Raw genomic sequence first — 19079 nt, 5'->3', positions numbered from 1 at the left:
GAAAATAGTAAAATTTCTAAAAAAAGTTGTATAAATAAATTCATAAAAATGTCACACAAAATTAATTAAATGAATCCTTTTTCTATGATATACTTAAGAAAATACTTTTGAAAAAATTGACCACATGGAGGATTTCTATGAAACAAAAACCAAAACAAATTGCTGCCATCATCTGTATCATACTGCTTGTTCTTTTATATGTGGCCACGCTGGTGATTTCTCTTTTAGATTTCCCCGGTTCGGACCGGTTGTTTGCAGCATGCCTTATGGCCACCATCGGGCTGCCGATTCTTTTATGGATTTACATCTGGCTTTACGGCAAGTATACCGGCAGTAAGACGCTGGCCTCAGACACTTCTAAAATCCAAAAAGCCGATACGGAAAAAGATTCCTAGCAATTTAACCGGCAAGTATTTCTTCCAGTTCCTTTTTTACCTGGGCAAGGGTGTGAAAAACAATTCCTTTCATCCCCTCCTTCACTGCTGCCTCCACATTTTTCGCCGTATCGTCAATGAAAACACATTCCTCCGCCTTCAGTTTGTAACGCTTTAGCAAAAGTTGGTAAATTTCAGGGTCCGGCTTAATCAACCTCTCCTGAAAAGACAAAATTCCACCATCTATTTCTTTTAAGAAATCAAGGGCCTTTCTGCAATCTTCATATGCCTTATGTGAAAAATTAGAAATCACATAAACCCCATATTCTCTGTTTTTTAACTCCTTGATCCACGGAATTGCATAATCATACCGCACAATCATCTTTTCCACGTTTTGGAATACTTCCCTGATTTCTTTTTCAATAGAAGGATCATTTTGTATAAAGCCTGCAAGAAGCTCATCATCATCAAGAGCTCCTCTGTCCAGCTCATTCCAAAACTCGCTTTTCACTGTGGCTTTCGTCAATTTTTCATAAACTTCTTCCGAAAAACCAAAGCTTTGATAAAACTCCTGCCAGGCAAATCCTGCAAGCACATTTCCAATATCAAACACAACATTCTTAACCATAATCACTCTCCACACTGTTTCATTTGGCTGCTCCAAACCTTTTCTTATTATATCCCAGGCAAACCTGTCCATTGACTTAACAGATGCTAAAACCAGGGATCAAGCTTATACGCCTTCCAGTCCATGCACCATTCCCAAAAATTCCTCCGCAGCCTTAGAGGCCGGTCCGCCTGCATCTGTCACCACGCAAATCTTCCTTTTGGGAATCATCTGATTAAAACGCAGCTCAAAAAGTCTGCCGTCCTCCAAATATTCCCTGGCAAAATCCCGTACCACACTTCCAACCCCCAGATTTCTTAAAGCAAACTGTACAATCATATCGCTGGTGGCAAGGGCAAATTCCGGGTGCAGCTCCACGCCATTTTGTTTCAAAAATTCATCCATGTAGCTTTTCGTACTGGTACTCCCCTCCAAACATATAATGGGAAGCTTTTCCAGCTCCTGAAGCTCCAGCATGTGGTTCTTATACTGCATAAACTTCCGCCCTGCCACAAACACATCCTCTATCTCCCGCACGGGAATTACATGCAGTTTAGACTGTTCCGCAAAAGGCGTACTTACCACTCCAAACTCGATTTCCCCCTGACGCAAAAGATTTAATGTCTCCGGTGTAGGCGCATTGGTGACAGTCACTTTAATGCCCGGAAACCGCTCATGATATTCCTGCAGCATAGGCAGCAGGTAATACTTCAGGGTCATATCGCTGGCACCTATCTTCAGTTCCCCATAATCCAGCTGCAGCATAGAGGACAGCTTCCGCTCCCCAAACATAATCTGCTCATATCCTGCCTTTACATAGGTGTACAGTGCCTGTCCCTCTGCGGTAAGCCTGATTCCCCTTGGCACACGCACAAAAAGCTTGGCTGAAAGGGCGTTCTCAAGCTGCTTTAAAGCCTGGCTGACCGCCGGCTGTGAAACAGAAAGCTCGGCCGCCGCTCCGGTCAGACTGCCGTTTTTGGCCGCGTAGTAAAATACTTTATAATACTCCAGATTTCCTACCATACTTACACCTCTGCACCTACAAGCTTATCTTACCAGTCTTCCCAAATTATCTACCCGGCAAATCCGGGAATATTATGTCAGCTTAAGCTCTATTCCTCTGCGCCATTTCATTTCAGAATCATTCCTGCACAAAAAAAGACTCTTTTTCCCAAGGAACGGCTTCATATTTTTTTGCACCTCATCTTTGTCACGAACCAGCAGCTTTTCTTCTCCCAGAACCAAAATCAATTTTGACCTTGCATGGTAAATCTTCAGTCTTGCCGTCAAAGCATCTAAAGACTTTTCTTCTGCTGTCATCACATAATCCTCAAAGCAGCTGCCCACCTGCAAAAAGGAAATAGGAATCACACGGTTTTCCATATCTGCATCGCTTTTCCAATACAAAAGGTTCAGCCGCACATTACGGAATACCTCACTGTGGGATCGCAGACAGGCCGCCACATCCGCCGCCATATTACTTACATAATCAGAAGGCAGCGCGCAGTCTATCACCAGCGTCATCTCCAATATTCCTCCTGCATAATTCCCCGGCACATGCAAAACCCGCTCCACCGCATTATTCAGGTTCATTTTAAACAAAAGCTCCACTTTCCCGTCTCCTTCATTCTGTGCTAAGATGTCCTTTCAAATTGTATCACAACTGAATCCTTCTTACTATAACATTTACCTGTCTGCCGGTAAATAGTTCCAAAAATAATTACTTTATGTATTCCCTCCCATGTGCAAACTGGTATTGTCATTTATTCCAAAACTGGCTATTTAAAAAATACCAGTTTCCCTTATAATAACGAAAACAAAAGTGAAATAAAGCAAAGGTGAACCAAATTCACCTTGCGGAAACGAGGTAAAACATGCAAAACAAAATTCCTACCAAAAAAATAACCATTGCCGCAATCTTCATGGCTTTGAATATTGCGCTTAGTTCCTTCGGCGTCCCGGTTCCCGGCGGACACTTTTATTTATGCGATGCCGCCATCTGCACGGCCGCTATTTTGCTGGACCCATTTTACGCCTTTGTGGTTGGCGGCATCGGCTCCTTTTTAGGAGACTTTTTCTTCTATCCCACACCTATGTTTGTATCCCTTGTAACACATGGCCTGCAGGCTGTCGTCATCTCCCTGTTTGCCAACAGGCTTTTCAAAAAGAATCATAAAGCGGGCGCAATCATTGGCGTTACCATTGGCGCCCTTATCATGATTGTTGGTTACACCTTGGGGCGGGCTTACCTATACAGCACACCGGAATACGCAGTTTTAAAGCTCCCTTATCAAATCCTTCAGGCTGCTATCGGCGCGGTTGCCGGCATCCTTCTGTGCTACCCCTGCAGGCTCCGCGAAATTTATTCCCGCGAGCAACGAGCCTACTAGACATGCTTACAGAGATGCGAAGCATCTCATAGATATTTGGCGACTGCCGCGAGGGTCAGTGTCAAAGGCCCGGCGCATTCCTGCCCCGCCATAAGTAAAAATCCTTAAGAAATATCGAAACTTATCAAGCCATGTCAAGATTTTTATGGTATTCTTAGTAATAGTTTAAGTCATGAAGCCCAAGGCTTCACTGTTACTATTTGTATTTTGGGAGGCGGGATAATGTCAGATAGTCGTTTATTCAAAATTCTATATTATCTTTTGGACCGGGAACACGCTACGGCCCCTGAATTGGCAGCTGAATTTGAAGTTTCCACAAGAACAATTTACCGTGACGTAGAGGCCTTAAGCAGTGCAGGCATTCCAGTTTATGCCGAACCGGGAAGAAATGGCGGTATATACTTATTGCAGGATTTTGTTTTAGACAAAGCAATCTTATCCGAAAATGAAAAGCAGGAAGTATTGATGGCAATACAAAGTATATTTGCCACGGGCTATACCGGCGGAAAAGAAATACTGACAAAGCTATCAGCGCTTTTCAATGTAAATACAAGAAATTGGCTTGAAGTAGATTTTACCTGTTGGGGAAAAAACGCTTATGATAACACAAAATTTGAACAATTAAAAACAGCGGTAACCCAGTGTAAAGAAATAGAGATCGTTTATGAAAACACCAACAGTGAAAGAAGTAAGCGAATCATTCAACCATTAAAAATATCTTATAAATCAAAAGAATGGTATTTGAAAGCGTTTTGCACCAAAAGGCAGGATTTTCGCATTTTCAAATTAAATCGCATATTAAAATTGGAATTATTAGAAAATACATTTGTGCCAAAGCCATACCCGGAACCAGAAAATAATCTATCTCAGACATTCCCCCGGCTCATTCTTTTGTTTTCAAAAGAAATTGCATATCGTGTCTATGATGAATTTGACGTAACAGAAATCGAATATCAGAAAAACGGTGATTTACTTGTTTGTACTGCCATGCCCATTGATACATGGCTTATTGGTTATCTGCTTTCCTTTGGAGCGCAAGTTGAAATACTTGAACCAAAATATTTAAAAGGTGTTTTAGCCGAACAGGCACAAGAAATTTATAAAAAGAATAAACCCTGACAAAACGTGTCAAGATATACGTGCTATACTAAAGACCATGGCGTAACAGTACAGCTACACATAAACTTTAAGCACATAAGAAAGGACGAGGTTAAGAAAATGAGTGAAATGAATCAAAAATTTTGTCAGTGTTGTGGTATGCCCATGGGAGATACGGATGAACTGTATGGCACAAATGCCGATGGCAGCAAAAACCAGGAATATTGTAACTATTGTTTTGAAAACGGTAAGTTTACTTTTAACGGTACGATGGAAGAAATGATTGAAATATGTGTACCCCATATGACTGCGGCTCACCCTGATATGAGCAAAGAAGAAGCAAGAAAAGCCATGCTTGAATGGTTTCCGACACTGAAACGCTGGAAAAACTAACCCCCGCCAAATGTTCATGCAAGCCTGTCTGCCTGGCTCGCTGCCTGTGGGAATCAAGGGGCGGTAGTTAAAAACGCTGCCGCTCCTTTGCATGATAAAGCAACCCTAACAAAAGCGAATGCCTCAGCTGATCTGCTTACGACTGTATCCCCAATATATGACCGGCCCTATTGCCACCGTCAGCGCTGCATAAACCACCAGCAAAATCGGCACGGCTCCTATCACCCTTCCCGCTATTGTAAATAAACTAAAGTAGTTTAGCGCAGCCTCCATCTGCAGCAGTTGATCCGGCAACAGAGAGAGAATTTTATTTACGAAAACACTGTTCATGTTGGCAAGAAAAGAAGGAATAAAAATCAGCACAAAGGGCACCATAACCGCTAAAACCGTTGACTTTGTTTTCGCCGACACTAGCATACTCAAAAAAGAAATAAACAGACACCCCATATAGCCGCCTGCTATGACCAAAAGGTATTTTTGCCATATGGTTATGTTGTAAAAACACTTCCACCCGCTTATATCCGCCTGAACCGGACAGTTCATTCCATCCGCTCCCAGATAAAGAAGTATAAATCCCGAGTACAAGATAACACTCCCCCAATAAACCATGGTTGTAATGCAAAATCCTGCTTTGATTTTTGAAGTTACCGCCTTATTTCTCCCGTACACAGATGAAAAAAAGACAGAATCAGACTTCCATACAAACTCGTTTGAAAAAATCCCTGCCACAAGGTAGCCTAAAATCAACATGGAAATCATAATAATAGTGGGGGAAAACGCAAAGAGCTGAGTCCATCCTTTCATATAATTATAGTAAAAAGGCGTTTGTATCCTGTGATACTGATCCATCAAATATGCCTTTTCCTTGTCCGAGAAGGTATCTTTGGCTTCTTCATCCAGCCATGCTTTAAGCAAAGATACCCGGTTTGCATAAAAATCCCCGGCGTCTGTTTCCGAAAGGGAATCCGCCCGGTAATAATCGTATTCCCTAAAGTGGCTTGCATAGGAATAATTCAAAAGATTCCTGATTTCACTAATGCCCTGCCCCCAGCTGTAAGCAATCTCATTCTCCCTGGTTTCATCCGACAACGCCTCCTTTGAGTGACGGATACGTCTGTTTTCCGTAATGACCTGCCGGATTTTTTCTTCCTCCAAGAAACCTGCCCACTCCTTCTGCATGGCCCGCAGTTCCCTGACTGCTACCGGTCCATACTTTTTATCGCCCTTTCCATCCACATAAAAAATATTTGTGGCAAAATAACAAGTTACACCTACCAAAAAAAGCAGCAGGAGAAGGGCTATCTTACCCCCTGTTTTCAAAAATACCTTCTTCAGCTCATATCGACACATCTTCTTCCACCATCCCTTCTCCTAAATAGTGCAAAAATACATCTTCTAATAAAACACTTTCAGGCCGGGCATTTTCAGAAGGTCTTTGCCCGGACAGAATTCTCAGATTCACCCCTTTAGGGATGATCCTCACATTTGCCACCTTATAATTTTTTCTGTAAGTTTCTGCATCTTCCTTTGAAACATCCAGACTCCACACCTGCCCCTGCATAGGCGCAAGCAGTTCCTTGAGGCTGCCGGCCACACAGATTTTTCCTTCTTTCATAAGCAGAATTTCCTTTGCAATATATGCAACATCCGACACAATATGGGTGGAAAGGAGCACTAGCCTTTCCTGGGCCAGTTCTCCAATCAGATTTCTGAATCGGATTCGCTCATTGGGGTCTAACCCTGCGGTGGGTTCATCCAAAATAAGGATAGAGGGGTTGTTTAACATGGCCTGGGCAATCCCCACCCGCCGTTTCATTCCGCCTGAAAGCTTTTTCATTTTTTTCTTTTTTTCCTTGTCCATCCCCACCTGCTTTAACAGCCGGGCGGTTCGCTGCTTCGCGGTGGCAGGCCGCAGTCCCTTGATGGACGCCACATACATAAGATAATCATATACCGTAAAATCAGGATAGTACCCAAAGTCCTGTGGAAGGTAGCCCAGCAGCCTTCTGTATTCCCCGTCCAGCTCAAAAATATCCTTCCCGTTCCATGTAATACACCCGCTGCTTGGCTTTATCAAAGTGCACAGCATACGCATAAGCGTTGTCTTCCCGGCGCCGTTTACACCTAAAAGCCCATAAACCCCTGTGGTCATCGTGTACGATATATGGTCAACCGCAGCTACATCCTTAAATTCTTTTGTGAGATTTGATAGTTTTAATTCCATGAGGGCCACACCTCCCATATTTCTTTCAGATTCTTCTGTCCCTTATAAATACAATATCCCAAATACACCAAAGCCATAGTGAGCATCATAAACCAGATAGGCGGCGAAATCACTGCATACACCCTTTCATCCAGCACAAGCCGGTTCCAGATAAGACACCAGACCAAACATAAAACCAGTGCAAGACTCTCAGAAACCATCCGGCTATACAAAGTGCGGAAACAAATGCAGCAGGTCACAACATAAGGAAGGAAAAAATGAACCGCCAGCTCTGCTGCAAGTATCTTCCCTGGCAGAACCATTGCCAGTGAAAAACAGCACAGCAAAAGAAAATCCACCAGGGCAAAAAGAAACATCCTTGCCGCATAAATTTGCCTTAAAGAGTAGTAAGCAATACATTCTATTTCCGCCCCACCGCTTTTGTCTTTCCACAGCTCCGGCAGTAAAAATACAGCAAACAGCGGAGCCGCAACCCCCATACATCTTTGCGTGTAAGCGCTGCTGCCTGTGGCATCCAGTAAAACCCACAGCATCAGCAGCACTCCCGCCTGCAAAATCCACCAATATTTGCGGATATATCTGCCCTGCTGATACAAAAATTCCGCCGGTGTAAGCATTTCCCGGGCCTGGTTTTCATAAAACGCCGCTTTTGATTTTTGAATCAGCTCCACTGGCGCAATCCCGCCACCTTCCCCGCCCCCATCTCTATCCGGGCTTAAGTATTTTCTGATTTGACCATTGGATAACCTCATACATTCTCCTTTCCCTTCTCTTAACCGGCAGCAATTACAAAACCTTCCCTACTCTTTTCCAAGGTAAGCGGAAAGCATCTCTCTTGCTTTCCTTACCCTGTACTTTACAAGCGGAACGCCGATTCCCAGAATCCGGGCAATGTCTTTTTGCTTTCTCTCCTGCAAAAAATATAAAACCGCCACTTCCTTCATTTCCTCTGGCAGCCTTTCAAGCGCAAGCCTTACGCCTATCTGCTGGTCCATATCCGGCTTGTACAAATCGGCTTTATCGGGCAGTTCCTTTACCGGAATTTCCTTCATTTTCCTGTAATAATCCCGGCACAGATTGGCGGCAATCACATACAGATAATTCACCGCCTTTCCGTAATGCCGGTATTGCTTCAGAGTTTGGAAAAACCGAACGAATGTTTCCTGAGCCATATCCTCCGCATAGCCATCATCATCCATATGCCGTCTGCAATACTTCAGTATCTGTGGATAATACTTCCGCACAAAGCTTTCAACTGCCTGATCATCGCCCATGCGCATTTTTTGTATCAGCCAAAAATCCCCGTCCATATTCTTCCTCCCTCCTTTCCCCGGCTTTATAGTTAACAACCCTTTCATTATATATAACGAAGCCGGACAGAAAAAAGATAGTCCTCTTTTTGAAAATTTAGTTAGAAAAATCAGTTTGTACCGATAGTTCTTTGGCAACAGCAAAGCAAAAGTCTGAACTGTTGTTACTTTTCACGGGTCAGGAATGCGCATTTACTGCGCACTGCGTGAGAACATGATTCAGGTGTGAGGGGCGATTTTTGCGAAGCGAAACTTGGAATATCGCCCCGAATGTTACCATGAGCGGCTCCCAGGCCGTAAATCGTAACGAACTGTTACGTTCTTTTATCAGATTATATATTTAACCTTTGAAAAAAAGATACATTTTTATTATAATGGGAAAAGTGACCAGCAGTTCTCCCAAGTGCTTTGCACCTTGCTGCAAAGGGACGTAGCGCTTTGGGCGAAGGCCGGATGTTGCAAAGGGCCGGCATAACAGACCGATATGACAAGAATGGAGGATTCCTATTACAAATGAAAGGCTTTACCTACAAACACACCATTTATTCCTGCTTTATAGGATATATTGTGCAGGCGATCATCAACAACTTTGTTCCCCTGCTTTTTCTCACTTTTCAGTCGTCCTATGGGATACCCCTGTCCAGGATCACGTTTCTTGTGACTTTTAATTTTGGATTGCAGCTATTCATTGACTTAATCTCCCCCGCCTTTATTGACAAAATAGGCTACCGGGCTTCTATTTTGATTGCCCATATCACTGCGGCAGCCGGCTTGATTGGCCTGACCTTCTTACCGGAGCTGATGCCCTCCCCTTTTATGGGACTGATGGCATCTGTGGTGATTTATGCAATCGGCGGCGGCTTAATTGAAGTGTTGATCAGCCCTATTGTGGAGGCATGTCCTACCGACAATAAAGAGACTGCCATGAGTCTTCTCCACTCTTTCTATTGCTGGGGGCATGTGGGCGTAGTCCTTCTTTCCACCTTATTTTTTACCTTCATCGGCATTCAAAGCTGGAAAATATTAGCCGGACTTTGGGCCATTGTTCCCATATTTAATATTCTTTTGTTTGCCAAAGTTCCCATTGCGACCCTGCTTGCCGAGGGCGAAAAGGGAATGACCGTGAAAGAGCTTGTACTGAATAAGCTGTTCTGGATTCTGCTTATCCTAATGATTTGTGCGGGAGCCTGTGAACAGGCGGTCAGCCAGTGGGCCTCCACTTTTGCGGAAAAAGGGCTGCATGTGAGCAAAACCGTAGGCGATTTGGCAGGCCCCATGCTCTTTGCTGTCCTGATGGGAAGTTCAAGGGCCATATACGGTAAATATGGGGAAAAAATCGACCTGCACAAATTTATGTATTTCAGCGGACTTTTGTGTCTGTTTAGCTATCTTTTGATTTCCCTGTCCCCTTCCCCTGTGCTTGGACTTGTTGGGTGCGGCCTTTGCGGGCTTTCTGTGGGAATCCTCTGGCCCGGTACTTTTAGCATTTCGGCGGCAAAATTAAAAGGCGGCGGCACGCTTTTATTTGCGCTGCTTGCCTTAGGCGGCGATGTTGGATGCTCTTTAGGACCTACCACCGTTGGCATTGTTTCCGGTCTTTTGGACGATAACTTAAAATATGGTATATTGGCCGGCGTTCTTTTTCCAATCTTGCTTTTAATTTTCCTGCCCCTTACCAAAACAACTTCAAAAGGTGCGGTCGGAAAATAAGTATTACAGGGCAAACCACCGCATTTCAGTGGTTTGCCCTGTCTTATGATTGGCCTATTGTGTCAAGCCCACACTTAACATTACTATCATTCCATCCGCTTCCATAACCTTAGTATAGTAAAACAGCAATGGCTTTTCCTGATATTCTGTGCTTTGCGCGGAATTTTTTACCCTCATAGCGTCCTGTAATCTCCACCCGCATGTCTTCCGTCATATCTCCAGCAGCCCCATCGGCGTCTTCGTAGCTGCTGCCATCACCCAAAATTGTCCTTACATAAAATAGGGTATCCTCATCATACAGAACAGTCAGCTTATGCCCATTCCCCTTGCTTTCAATTGTACCATCTTCCTTCACCACCTTGTTATCGGCTTGCATATGAAACTACATCTCGCCAAGCTTCGATATCTTCCGCTTACACTGACTTCACTTTCTGTTTCTTGTGAACCCTCGCGACTCTATTGCAAAAGGATGCCACGCTTCGCGGGACATCCTCTTGTTCATAAGAATCCTATTTAACTACTTTTTCCCACAATCAGATTCCCTTCATCATACGGGTGGACATAAGGCAGGTCTCCCCATTGACAAAATAGATAACCCGTTCCTTTGTATCCACCTCTTTGATATTATTCCTGTTGGCAAGAAAAGAACGATGGCAGCGCACGAAGCATCTGTCATCTAACGTATGCTCTAAGTCTTTCATGGTTCCGTAAAATTCTATCTGGCGGTCTTTGGCGTGTAAAACTACCTTGTGAATATTACTGGAGGTTTCAAAAAACAGAATATCCTGATAATCAACGCTGATCTTTCGCTCTCCGATCTCTATCGTATAGGTTTTATGTACCTTATTGGTCTGTAAGGTATGGCGTTCCCATGCGTGCAGCAGGCACTCTCTGATTTTAACCTTTGCCTCGGCAGGATTGTCCTTCAATACGAAATCCATAGCCTCCACACGGTACTGGAACGTCATATAGCTCAGTTCCGAATGCGCGGTTATAAATATGATGAAGCAGCGGGGATCATATTTTCTGATTTGTTGGGCCAGTTTCATACCGTTCATATCGCATTTTAAATCAATGTCGAGAAAATAAATTCCCGTATTTTGGCTGGTCTTGACCGCCTCTAACAGCTCATAGGGATTGGCGGTATCCAAAACAAGCCGCATATCCATTTCTTCCATCAGCACTGTATTATGAATGGTCTGCACAACAGCCTTCCGCTGCACGGCGTTATCTTCGCACACAAAAATATAAAGCATATGAATCCTCCCTTCTTGCCAGCCCCTTCAAATTACATGCATGCAAAACATGCTGTGTGTATGAAGTACACTATGTGCATGCACAAATTTGTTGTGTGGAAACAGAAATTCATTTCTGTTTTCACACTTCTTTTCTTTCAATCTCCAAATACTGCGTAAAGCAGCCGTCCTTCTTAGTGGTTTCCCAAAGTATATTGTCATATGACCGAATTATTTTTTGCGCATTGGCAAGACCGATTCCCGTATGGCCTTCTTTTGTGGTAAATCCCTGCTGTTTCAGTTTCTGCAGGGCCAAATCGCCCTCCTCCATGCTATTACGGATAATGATTGCAACCGTATCCGGATTTTGAATCATATTCAACCCAACTTCAGGGCGCTTTGTTTCCATGGCCGCCTCCACGGCGTTGTCCAGAAAAATTCCAAGAAGCCGGGCTAAGTCTACCGTATCCATAGAAAAGCAAGGGATCTGATCCGGAATGTCAATGGTAACGTTGATCCCCATTTCATGTGCATAAATCATTTTTGCAGAAAGCAGACTCTTAATCTCCAATACAGCGATATTGCCAAGTTGGTTCAGCTTATAATCTCCCTGGGTGATCATCTTTTGGGTGGGGAGGATTTTTTCCTCAAAAAAGTCCTTTAGCTTTTCCATATCTCCGTTCTCAATATAGCCGGACAGGGAGGTTAAGATATTGATGTAATCATGTTTAAAGGAGCGCAGTCCATCATACATGGTTTCCAGATTGTGTGTGTAATCCTGTAAATCCGCAAACGCCCTTTGCCTGGTTTCTGTCCGCATCTTTTCGCGGTAAGCCCCAAACATGGCCAGAGACAGAAAAACCGCCACCATGAAATAGCCCGCAAAGAGCATAACATGATAATACATCCGGTCGGCAAACAAAGGCACCTCCGCCCCTACTTCCGTGTGAAAGAAAAACACAATGACAAACAGCAATAAGGCCGCATCTATCAAATACCATACCTGCTGTATCTGCAATATGCCCCTCCTGCTTAGCAGTCCCCACCGGATTGCCCTGCCGCAAAGCAGTGTCATGGCATAATACAATATCATTTGGAGCGCCGCAATGCAAAAGTCCCCATAAAAATTCTCCTCCAAAGAATCCATAAAAGGCAATAAATGCCGAACCCCCACAAACACATTATCCAGGATAACGGCAAGTACGCATCCGAAAAGTCCCATACAAATATTTTTAGGACGGGTATCTTGATAAGCAGCCAAGCCATACAAGCAGACCGCTAACAATACGCCAAAAAGCCCATACAGCTTATATGTCAGCAACGGTATGGGCAATGCCGCAAAGGACATCAGCGCATAAAGAGCCGCAAAACCTTTTAGTCCCATTTTTTGCGGCCAGATATTGCGAATCGTGATTGCAAACAGGAAAAAAGAAAATAAAAGAGAAAGATAAGAATTCATTTGGTTCCTCCCTTCATGGCTCACAATCCTATGTATTATACCGAATCAAAGACCTAATAGCAAGCGTCAGGGAAAATCCACGGACTTTGACGCAAGTGCAAAAATGATAAATAAACGCATTTTTCAAAGGATGCGGAAAGCGTTTATTCACCCAATCGGGTATTTTACGACAATTTTGGAAGAAATGCCGTCCTTTCTGCTATGCTATATACACTTAAGGGCCCTGAATATTGTGCAAAAGAGAGGAGATTATACATGAATTTGACAACCACTGAAAAATATACAATAGCTGTGCTGGGGACCCAGGGCAAGCTGTCCGGCCTTCAAAGGCGGGAACGGGGACTTTGTCTGGTTGCATCCTGCGTCTGGGACATGATTCAGGCAAACGCCGTAACTGCTGATGAAAAAGGTAAATTGATGGTTTTTGGCCCACTCCCCGAGCCGCTCTCCTACTGCGCCCCGGTTTATGAAATGCTGGCTAAAAAACCCAGAAGACCGGAGAGAGTGGTTCTGGATTATAGAAACACTCTGACGGGTAAACGTATCAAGGCTTTGACGGAAACCATTGCAGACAATCTGATTGACAAATCCGTACTAGTGGTGGAGAGGCAAAGCAGCTTGCGAAAAGCCAAACTTTGCCATGTGGATACCACCGTTATCGCCCAGGACATAGCTGCGGTGAAACATATAGACGAAACAGTTCCCCAGGAGCAAATCATGCTGGCGGTTCTTCTGCTGGAAAGCAAAGCAGCAAAAAAGCTGCTGTCCAAAAAGGAGCTGTCCTGCCTGAAAAAAGCACTCAAACAGGCCAACAGCGATTTTGGGCACTACATACGCCATATAAAGAATATGATTTTGGCGGCAGAAATCGCAATTTTGGTCAGTATTGCAGCGGCAGCGTCTCAAGCAATTTGATTCCCGTCTGCAACAGGCCAGGTGAGCATCTTTCTTACAGACAATGCAGTAAATGCAAAGCCCTGGGCTGAGCTGAGCCAAGCAAAATAGATACCATTACAGCTACTGATTTACATAATTTAGGAACAATGAGAAATGAGGTGTTTTACGTGATGTCAAAAAAATTTTTTTGTGCCTGTCTGGCATTGATAACCTGTCCGGTTCTATTTACAGGATGCGGCAATGCCGCCTCGTCTGTGTCTGCAGATTTACCTTATACACAAGCAGGGCCTGATGTAATTCCAATATCCTCTGATGTGCAAGTGGTGGGACTGGGAGAAGCAAGCCATGGTGTAGCCCAGTATCATCAAATGAAAGCTGATGTATTCAAATCATTAGTAAAAAACAATGATTGCCGGACGTTTATCATCGAAGGAGATTTTGGCGGAGCGCTAAAAGTGGACCATTACATCAACGGCGGCGCCGGTTCTGCCGAAGATGCCGTTGGTGCAATCGGCTTTACCATTTATCAGACCCAGGAAATGGTTCATTTGATAGAATGGATGCGGTCTTATAATGAAGCGGCTTCACCTGAGAACGCATTGCATTTCTATGGTATGGATGTGCAGCGCTTTGACAACAACAAAGAGTATCTGTTCTCTGTTCTAAACCGGACTATTCCTGAATTAAGTGCAAAATATACGGAAGCATTATCCCAGCTCACAGATGAAAACAGAAATTCTTTAGATACGGCCACCTTAAAAAGCGCAAAAGAAGCCGTTTCGGAGCTGATGGATCAAATGGATACCTTTGAAGCAGACATTGTAACAATATTAGGGAAATCAGCTTTTGATTTTGCAAAAGAGTGTGCGAACACCATTTTTGCGTATTGCGATTTGCAGTTGAGTGATAGCTACAATGCTACTCGCGACCAACACATGTATGAAAAGGTGGAATGGTTCTTACAGCATGGAGATGGAAGTGTTCTGTTTATCAATGGGCACAATGGGCATATCGGGAAGACCTCTGTTGCCGGCTACACATGCTTAGGCCAGTTATTGTCAAAAAATCTTAAAAACGGTTACTATGCCATTGGGACAGATGCGCAGAAAACAAAGTTTAATTCGCAAAAAGACAGTGGCGGGTTTGAGGTTGTGGAAGTCAGCAATTCAAATGACCTGAACAGTCAACTTACTGATTCTGACAGCAATCAATATTTCATCGATTTTGCAAACGCACAGTCTGACGAGACATGGAAACAAATTTTGAGCAGCGAGCAGACGATTACCACACTGAATGTTAGTTTGTCCGGTATGCAGAAAATGTTAAAATTTGCATATACCACAACGATAATTCCGCAATCCACATTTGACGCCATGATTGTCTGCCGGGTGGTTACGCCTTCCACGATTATCATATGATGAAGCAGCAAAACAAACTGGGCGGCGGCAAGGCCAATGGGCTTTGCCGCCCTTTCAATGACCGGCAAAAGTATATTCCACGTCTCCAGGAAGCGTGGAATCGGACTGCCATAGGGCAAGCCAAAAATTTTTAAGCCCGGGCAGCGCCAGGCTCTCTGACTGCTTTCCTTATTTTTAATACCATAGACGGCGCTACTGACAATTCATCAATTCCCATCCGCAAGAATTCTTCCGTCAATTCCAAATCTGCGCCCGGCTCTCCACAAATGCCAATCCACTTTCCGCATTTATGGGCATTATCGGCCGCTATTTGAATCATTCTTAAAATGGCTTTATGGTGAGGTTTATAAAAATCATCCAATTTTTCATTTTGCCTGTCTATGGCAAGTGTATACTGCGTCAAGTCATTTGTTCCAACACTGAAGAAGTCCACCATCTCTGCCAGTTCATCGCTAATCATCACTGCTGCGGGCGTCTCTATCATGATTCCCTGCTCCGGCACTTTATAGGGTACTTGCGCTGCTTCCAGTTCTTCCCGGACTTCCTTTACGATACCATAAATCTTAGATACTTCTTCCGTTGATGTAATCATAGGATACATAATGGCAATATTTCCATGAACTGCGGCCCGCAGTAATGCCCGAAGCTGGGTTTTGAATATATCCGGCTGTTTTAGACAAATCCTGACCGCCCGATACCCCATTGCCGGATTATCTTCTTTGCCAAGCTTGAAATAATCCGCCTGTTTGTCCGCGCCTATATCTAACGTGCGGATAATCACCTTTTTTCCCGCCATCATCCGGGCGGCCTGCTTATATGCCTGAAATTGTTCTTCCTCCGTTGGAAAATCCGCTCTGCCAAGATATAAAAATTCACTGCGGAACAGCCCAATTCCCCTGCATCATTTTCCAGCACATAACCTATGTCACTGACATTTCCAATGTTGGCATAGATATCGATTTTCCTTCCGTCCAAAGTCACATTTTCTTTCCCTTTTAAGGTATGGAGCAGATGCAGCTTTTCTTCCTCCTCCTTTATTCTAAGCATGGTCTGGCGGCGGATTTCTTCTGAAGGCTCAAAAATAACTTCTCCGCTAAAGCCATCTACAACCGCCTGCATTCCCGTATGTATTTTCTCCAAATCCACAGGCACTCCAATCAGAGCCGGTATATTCATCATACGCGCTAAAATTGCCGTATGGGAATTGGTTGAACCATGCACTGTCACAAAAGCAAGTATTTTTTTCTTATCCATCCAGACAGTTTCACTGGGGCTTAAGTCATCCGCCACTATAATAGCAGGCTCCATTGCCCCTAAATCTGTTTCATCCTCTCTCATCAGATTACGCCCCAGACGGTTGGAGATATCTTTGATGTCCGCCGCCCTTGCTTTCATATAATCGTCATCCATTCCTGCGATTCTTTCCATGGCGGATTTAGCATTTCCCTGTGAACACGTAATCCTCCATCCCATTTTGCGTGATACGGATTATCACAACATTGATCATGCAATCAAAAAGATAGGCCGCCAAAAAAGTATCGAACTTCTTAAAAATAGTCTGCAAAAATTTTTTTACGAAGAATTATTCCATCCGGATATCCGGTTTCAAAACAGAGAAACCGCCTTGGAATTTCTGTGTAAAAATGTGGTAAAACTGGGGTTGGCATATGATGACCTTTATCAAAATGTGATAGCCAGAGAGCATATGTCAAGCACAGCCTTTGATAATGTGGCCATTCCCCACTCTCTTTCCCGGAATGCCAAGCATAATTTTATCAGTATTGCTATCAACCCCCCGCCAATCCAATGGAGCCAGGAGCACAATGTTCGATTGATTATCCTGATTGTTATTAGCTAGGAGGATCGGCAGCTTTTTTCAAGTATCTTCCAGGAATTAAGCAATATCCTCAGTAATCCATCTTATGTAAAAAAGCTGATTACCTGTAAAACATTGCCGGAATTTACCACACAGCTCTCGGATATGATTGGGACTACATAAAGCAGCAGCTTGATACGATATAGAATACAGGCTCTTTTGCATCATTTTTGCTCTCAATCATTTCTGATACCTCGTCCTTTCTGTGTTGTATTTGTGGTTTCTGAAAATAAAAAAGGCAGCGGATTGTCTGTTAAGATAATCGCTCCGACTCCCCCATAATAAAAGTCCACCCATGAATAAGGCATTCCGACATACTGCATTAAGGTTCCGCCCAAATCAAAAACTACCGTTTTCATAATTACTTTGCTTCTCCCATTCACACTTTCAGACTACCATGTCTGAAAGTGTGAATTATAAATCCTTAGTAAAACAGATAATTCTGTTTGCTTCTGTAAAATTCATAGCTTTGTGGAAGTGATAGCTGCCTGCATTATCTATTTCGCAATCACTGGCGAACTCAAAGCAGCCGTTATTTTTTGCCCATATTTCACATGCTTCTAATAGTTCTTTCGCATACCCTTTTTTCCGATATCCATCTTTAATAAAAATACCTTCTAAGTAACCAACCGGTGTTGTTTTTGTACCTTCTACATAATCATACCGCAACTGGCATTGTGCAAATCCGATAGGAATATCTCCTTCATATTTCATAAAAAATTGTGATTTACCTTTAGAAATTGTTTCATAAAATTCAGTAATCAGTTCGTTAACAGAATGGTTATTCCACAATAATATCGCTAAATTTGCCAGTATTTCTAAATCTCTATTTTCTGCCTTTCGTACCATATCCATACCTCCAAAATGTAAACAACTATTTATTATCCGATAGAATTTTTACAGCTTGTTTTACATTCTCAAGAGTAAGCCCTATTGTCTGATCCGTTTTTACCTGATGCTGTTTGATCTGATCACTGTGCAAATCAAGATCATCGAGGACTACCCAGTCCGTAACACTATTATGCAAATTTATCCACAACAGAATTTCATCGGCTTTTACCAGACTAAATTTCTTGGTTTTTCTAATTTCTTCTGTAGTTAAATCTGGTGTTACCCCGCTTATATACAAGTTTTCCTTTTCTAATAACTCAACCAACTTATTTGCCTCTGTACATAACGGTTTTAACTCGGTGTCAAACCAAAAGCGCCAGCCAGAATGAAGGATTATTTCTGAATTTGTCTCTTTTACCAAACTCGCCAACAATTTGATTTTTTCTTCATCAATCAATGCGCCATCACTGATTTCTGTCTGATGACTATCTTTCCAAAAATTAGAATTGAGAACACCATCTATATCCAGAAATAAAACTTTTGACATTTTTTCTTCCTTCCATAGGTTTAGATTTTTTCTCCTTGATTGTACTACAAACGTTTTCACAATTCCATTAGATTTTCCTTAATCTCTCTTTACTCTCTTTGCCCTATTATTTGCTATCATCATCTGCCCTGCTCGGTGCTGACCACCCTCAGCTTGCGGCAGCTGACGTATGATTTTGGAAAGAAATAGGTCTTAAATACCTCATCCTGCCCTGTTAGTTTGTAAGTATCGGGATAATCTTTGCCACATTGTCAAGTAATGAATCCAAATATTTCAAAGACGACTTACAAGAGACACAGGAAGGAAATATGCTATTTAAAATAATTTTGAAGTGAAATACGTGATGCAAAGGACTCTCCAATATTGGCAACAGCTATCATTGAGGGAATTGACGTACTTGTGGCTGGCGATAAAGATTTTCTGGTTTTAGACGTGGAAATGCCCGAAATTGTCACAATGGCGGACTTTCTTAGACAGTATTGATTAGCTTGTCAGGAGGAAGGAATGTGCAGATGATTCTAAATCCAACTGTATTGTTGGAAAGTGGCGGATGGTTATGGATAAGCCGATTTTAAGTCCCAATTTTACCATTGACCAAAAGATTTGACCATTTATGTGTCATATGATAAATTATATGTAACTCAAACTTCGCACTTGAATAAGTGCCTATGCACCTTGAAAATTCAATAAAAACTGGCAATAAAATAGCA

The 19079-nt window shown here is 43.0% G+C and carries 21 protein-coding genes and 2 pseudogenes; 9 read left to right on the top strand and 14 right to left on the bottom strand.

What is annotated here, in order from left to right:
* Positions 1-137: 137 nt before the first annotated feature.
* Positions 138-395, top strand: coding sequence for a hypothetical protein (locus D5281_RS15985; protein WP_160561110.1), 258 nt, complete (start codon positions 138-140; stop codon positions 393-395).
* A gap of 4 nt (positions 396-399) precedes the next feature.
* On the opposite strand, the gene D5281_RS15980 is transcribed toward D5281_RS15985, so the two are convergent.
* The 3 genes from D5281_RS15980 to D5281_RS15970 all read right to left on the bottom strand — a co-directional run bounded on the left by D5281_RS15980 (position 400) and on the right by D5281_RS15970 (position 2592).
* Positions 400-1002, bottom strand: a complete 603-nt coding sequence (locus D5281_RS15980; protein ID WP_160561109.1) for an HAD family hydrolase — start codon at positions 1000-1002, stop codon at positions 400-402.
* A gap of 105 nt (positions 1003-1107) precedes the next feature.
* Complete coding sequence (locus D5281_RS15975) at positions 1108-2004, bottom strand: LysR family transcriptional regulator (protein WP_160561108.1); 897 nt, start codon at positions 2002-2004, stop codon at positions 1108-1110.
* Between the two features lie 72 nt (positions 2005-2076).
* Positions 2077-2592, bottom strand: coding sequence for a hypothetical protein (locus D5281_RS15970; RefSeq protein WP_160561107.1), 516 nt, complete (start codon positions 2590-2592; stop codon positions 2077-2079).
* Between the two features lie 263 nt (positions 2593-2855).
* Between D5281_RS15970 and D5281_RS15965 the strand changes: the two genes are divergently transcribed.
* The 4 genes and pseudogenes from D5281_RS15965 (at position 2856) to D5281_RS15955 (ending at position 4862) form a co-directional block, all read left to right on the top strand.
* Positions 2856-3371 carry an ECF transporter S component gene (locus D5281_RS15965; RefSeq protein ID WP_160561106.1) on the top strand — a complete coding sequence of 172 codons (516 nt, stop codon included), beginning with the start codon at positions 2856-2858 and terminating at the stop codon, positions 3369-3371.
* 222 nt (positions 3372-3593) lie between these two features.
* Positions 3594-3755 (top strand): annotated as a pseudogene (locus D5281_RS26960) (helix-turn-helix transcriptional regulator); the annotation flags it as partial.
* 21 nt (positions 3756-3776) lie between these two features.
* The gene (locus tag D5281_RS15960) at positions 3777-4490 is read left to right on the top strand and encodes a helix-turn-helix transcriptional regulator (protein ID WP_330585076.1); all 714 of its coding nucleotides are present in this window, start codon (positions 3777-3779) and stop codon (positions 4488-4490) included.
* Between the two features lie 108 nt (positions 4491-4598).
* Positions 4599-4862 carry a zinc ribbon domain-containing protein gene (locus D5281_RS15955; RefSeq protein WP_277935405.1) on the top strand — a complete coding sequence of 88 codons (264 nt, stop codon included), beginning with the start codon at positions 4599-4601 and terminating at the stop codon, positions 4860-4862.
* Between the two features lie 123 nt (positions 4863-4985).
* Here the strand turns inward: D5281_RS15955 and D5281_RS15950 are convergent, their stop codons facing one another.
* Genes D5281_RS15950 through D5281_RS15935 form a run of 4 tightly spaced genes read right to left on the bottom strand, consistent with a single transcriptional unit; the run spans position 4986 to position 8396 of the window.
* Complete coding sequence (locus tag D5281_RS15950) at positions 4986-6212, bottom strand: ABC transporter permease (RefSeq protein WP_160561103.1); 1227 nt, start codon at positions 6210-6212, stop codon at positions 4986-4988.
* Positions 6199-7086 (bottom strand): ABC transporter ATP-binding protein, encoded by an 888-nt coding sequence (locus D5281_RS15945; protein WP_160561102.1) that lies wholly within the window; start codon positions 7084-7086, stop codon positions 6199-6201. The genes D5281_RS15950 and D5281_RS15945 overlap by 14 nt, the downstream gene beginning before the upstream one ends.
* Positions 7077-7838, bottom strand: coding sequence for a hypothetical protein (locus tag D5281_RS15940; RefSeq protein ID WP_160561101.1), 762 nt, complete (start codon positions 7836-7838; stop codon positions 7077-7079). Before D5281_RS15940 ends, D5281_RS15945 begins: the two co-directional genes overlap by 10 nt.
* 48 nt (positions 7839-7886) lie before the next feature.
* On the bottom strand, positions 7887-8396 hold the full coding sequence (locus tag D5281_RS15935) for an RNA polymerase sigma factor (protein ID WP_160561100.1): 510 nt from the start codon (positions 8394-8396) through the stop codon (positions 7887-7889).
* 513 nt (positions 8397-8909) lie between these two features.
* Here D5281_RS15935 and D5281_RS15930 point away from each other — a divergent pair.
* Entirely contained in the window at positions 8910-10106 is a 1197-nt protein-coding gene (locus D5281_RS15930) for an MFS transporter (RefSeq protein ID WP_160561099.1), read from the top strand.
* A gap of 109 nt (positions 10107-10215) precedes the next feature.
* Here the strand turns inward: D5281_RS15930 and D5281_RS15925 are convergent, their stop codons facing one another.
* The 3 genes from D5281_RS15925 to D5281_RS15915 form a co-directional block, all read right to left on the bottom strand.
* The gene (locus D5281_RS15925; RefSeq protein ID WP_160561098.1) at positions 10216-10482 is read right to left on the bottom strand and encodes a hypothetical protein; all 267 of its coding nucleotides are present in this window, start codon (positions 10480-10482) and stop codon (positions 10216-10218) included.
* A gap of 157 nt (positions 10483-10639) precedes the next feature.
* A complete protein-coding gene (locus D5281_RS15920) occupies positions 10640-11362 on the bottom strand; it encodes a LytR/AlgR family response regulator transcription factor (protein ID WP_160561097.1) in 723 nt (240 codons plus the stop codon).
* Positions 11363-11483: 121 nt separating this feature from the next.
* Positions 11484-12800 carry a sensor histidine kinase gene (locus D5281_RS15915; protein ID WP_160561096.1) on the bottom strand — a complete coding sequence of 439 codons (1317 nt, stop codon included), beginning with the start codon at positions 12798-12800 and terminating at the stop codon, positions 11484-11486.
* Positions 12801-13055: 255 nt separating this feature from the next.
* Between D5281_RS15915 and D5281_RS15910 the strand changes: the two genes are divergently transcribed.
* Entirely contained in the window at positions 13056-13715 is a 660-nt protein-coding gene (locus D5281_RS15910) for a GPP34 family phosphoprotein (protein WP_160561095.1), read from the top strand.
* A 152-nt stretch (positions 13716-13867) separates the two neighbouring features.
* The gene (locus D5281_RS15905) at positions 13868-15115 is read left to right on the top strand and encodes an erythromycin esterase family protein (protein WP_160561094.1); all 1248 of its coding nucleotides are present in this window, start codon (positions 13868-13870) and stop codon (positions 15113-15115) included.
* A gap of 130 nt (positions 15116-15245) precedes the next feature.
* Here the strand turns inward: D5281_RS15905 and ptsP are convergent.
* A pseudogene (ptsP, locus tag D5281_RS26955) lies at positions 15246-16540 on the bottom strand (phosphoenolpyruvate--protein phosphotransferase); the annotation flags it as partial.
* Position 16541: 1 nt separating this feature from the next.
* Here ptsP and D5281_RS15895 point away from each other — a divergent pair.
* Positions 16542-16973: a PTS sugar transporter subunit IIA gene (locus tag D5281_RS15895; protein ID WP_160561093.1), complete on the top strand. Its 432-nt coding sequence runs from the start codon at positions 16542-16544 to the stop codon at positions 16971-16973.
* Positions 16974-17167: 194 nt separating this feature from the next.
* On the opposite strand, the gene D5281_RS15890 is transcribed toward D5281_RS15895, so the two are convergent.
* From D5281_RS15890 to D5281_RS15880, 3 genes are read right to left on the bottom strand one after another with little or no spacing between them, the layout of a single operon-like run.
* The gene (locus D5281_RS15890) at positions 17168-17350 is read right to left on the bottom strand and encodes a hypothetical protein (protein WP_160561092.1); all 183 of its coding nucleotides are present in this window, start codon (positions 17348-17350) and stop codon (positions 17168-17170) included.
* A 55-nt stretch (positions 17351-17405) separates the two neighbouring features.
* Positions 17406-17840 carry an aminoglycoside 6'-N-acetyltransferase gene (gene aac(6'), locus D5281_RS15885; RefSeq protein WP_160561091.1) on the bottom strand — a complete coding sequence of 145 codons (435 nt, stop codon included), beginning with the start codon at positions 17838-17840 and terminating at the stop codon, positions 17406-17408.
* Positions 17841-17865: 25 nt separating this feature from the next.
* Entirely contained in the window at positions 17866-18369 is a 504-nt protein-coding gene (locus D5281_RS15880; RefSeq protein WP_160561090.1) for an HAD domain-containing protein, read from the bottom strand.
* Between the last annotated feature and the right edge of the window lie 710 nt (positions 18370-19079).

It is taken from the genome of Parablautia muri (genome assembly GCF_009917485.1).
Taxonomy (GTDB): Bacteria; Bacillota; Clostridia; order Lachnospirales; family Lachnospiraceae; genus Suilimivivens; species Suilimivivens muri.
The sequence above is the reverse complement of the archived record's forward strand: the minus strand, read 5'-3'. Positions and strand labels throughout refer to the sequence as shown.

Coding starts and splice junctions, on each gene's coding strand:
- D5281_RS15985 (WP_160561110.1), top strand. CDS start 138: ATGAAACAAAAACCAAAACAAATTGCTGCCATCATCTGTATCATACTG.
- D5281_RS15980 (WP_160561109.1), bottom strand. CDS start 1,002: ATGGTTAAGAATGTTGTGTTTGATATTGGAAATGTGCTTGCAGGATTT.
- D5281_RS15975 (WP_160561108.1), bottom strand. CDS start 2,004: ATGGTAGGAAATCTGGAGTATTATAAAGTATTTTACTACGCGGCCAAA.
- D5281_RS15965 (WP_160561106.1), top strand. CDS start 2,856: ATGCAAAACAAAATTCCTACCAAAAAAATAACCATTGCCGCAATCTTC.
- D5281_RS15955 (WP_277935405.1), top strand. CDS start 4,599: ATGAATCAAAAATTTTGTCAGTGTTGTGGTATGCCCATGGGAGATACG.
- D5281_RS15950 (WP_160561103.1), bottom strand. CDS start 6,212: ATGTGTCGATATGAGCTGAAGAAGGTATTTTTGAAAACAGGGGGTAAG.
- D5281_RS15945 (WP_160561102.1), bottom strand. CDS start 7,086: ATGGAATTAAAACTATCAAATCTCACAAAAGAATTTAAGGATGTAGCT.
- D5281_RS15940 (WP_160561101.1), bottom strand. CDS start 7,838: ATGAGGTTATCCAATGGTCAAATCAGAAAATACTTAAGCCCGGATAGA.
- D5281_RS15935 (WP_160561100.1), bottom strand. CDS start 8,396: ATGGACGGGGATTTTTGGCTGATACAAAAAATGCGCATGGGCGATGAT.
- D5281_RS15930 (WP_160561099.1), top strand. CDS start 8,910: ATGAAAGGCTTTACCTACAAACACACCATTTATTCCTGCTTTATAGGA.
- D5281_RS15925 (WP_160561098.1), bottom strand. CDS start 10,482: ATGCAAGCCGATAACAAGGTGGTGAAGGAAGATGGTACAATTGAAAGC.
- D5281_RS15920 (WP_160561097.1), bottom strand. CDS start 11,362: ATGCTTTATATTTTTGTGTGCGAAGATAACGCCGTGCAGCGGAAGGCT.
- D5281_RS15915 (WP_160561096.1), bottom strand. CDS start 12,800: ATGAATTCTTATCTTTCTCTTTTATTTTCTTTTTTCCTGTTTGCAATC.
- D5281_RS15910 (WP_160561095.1), top strand. CDS start 13,056: ATGAATTTGACAACCACTGAAAAATATACAATAGCTGTGCTGGGGACC.
- D5281_RS15905 (WP_160561094.1), top strand. CDS start 13,868: ATGTCAAAAAAATTTTTTTGTGCCTGTCTGGCATTGATAACCTGTCCG.
- D5281_RS15895 (WP_160561093.1), top strand. CDS start 16,542: ATGGCGGATTTAGCATTTCCCTGTGAACACGTAATCCTCCATCCCATT.
- D5281_RS15890 (WP_160561092.1), bottom strand. CDS start 17,350: ATGAAAACGGTAGTTTTTGATTTGGGCGGAACCTTAATGCAGTATGTC.
- D5281_RS15880 (WP_160561090.1), bottom strand. CDS start 18,369: ATGTCAAAAGTTTTATTTCTGGATATAGATGGTGTTCTCAATTCTAAT.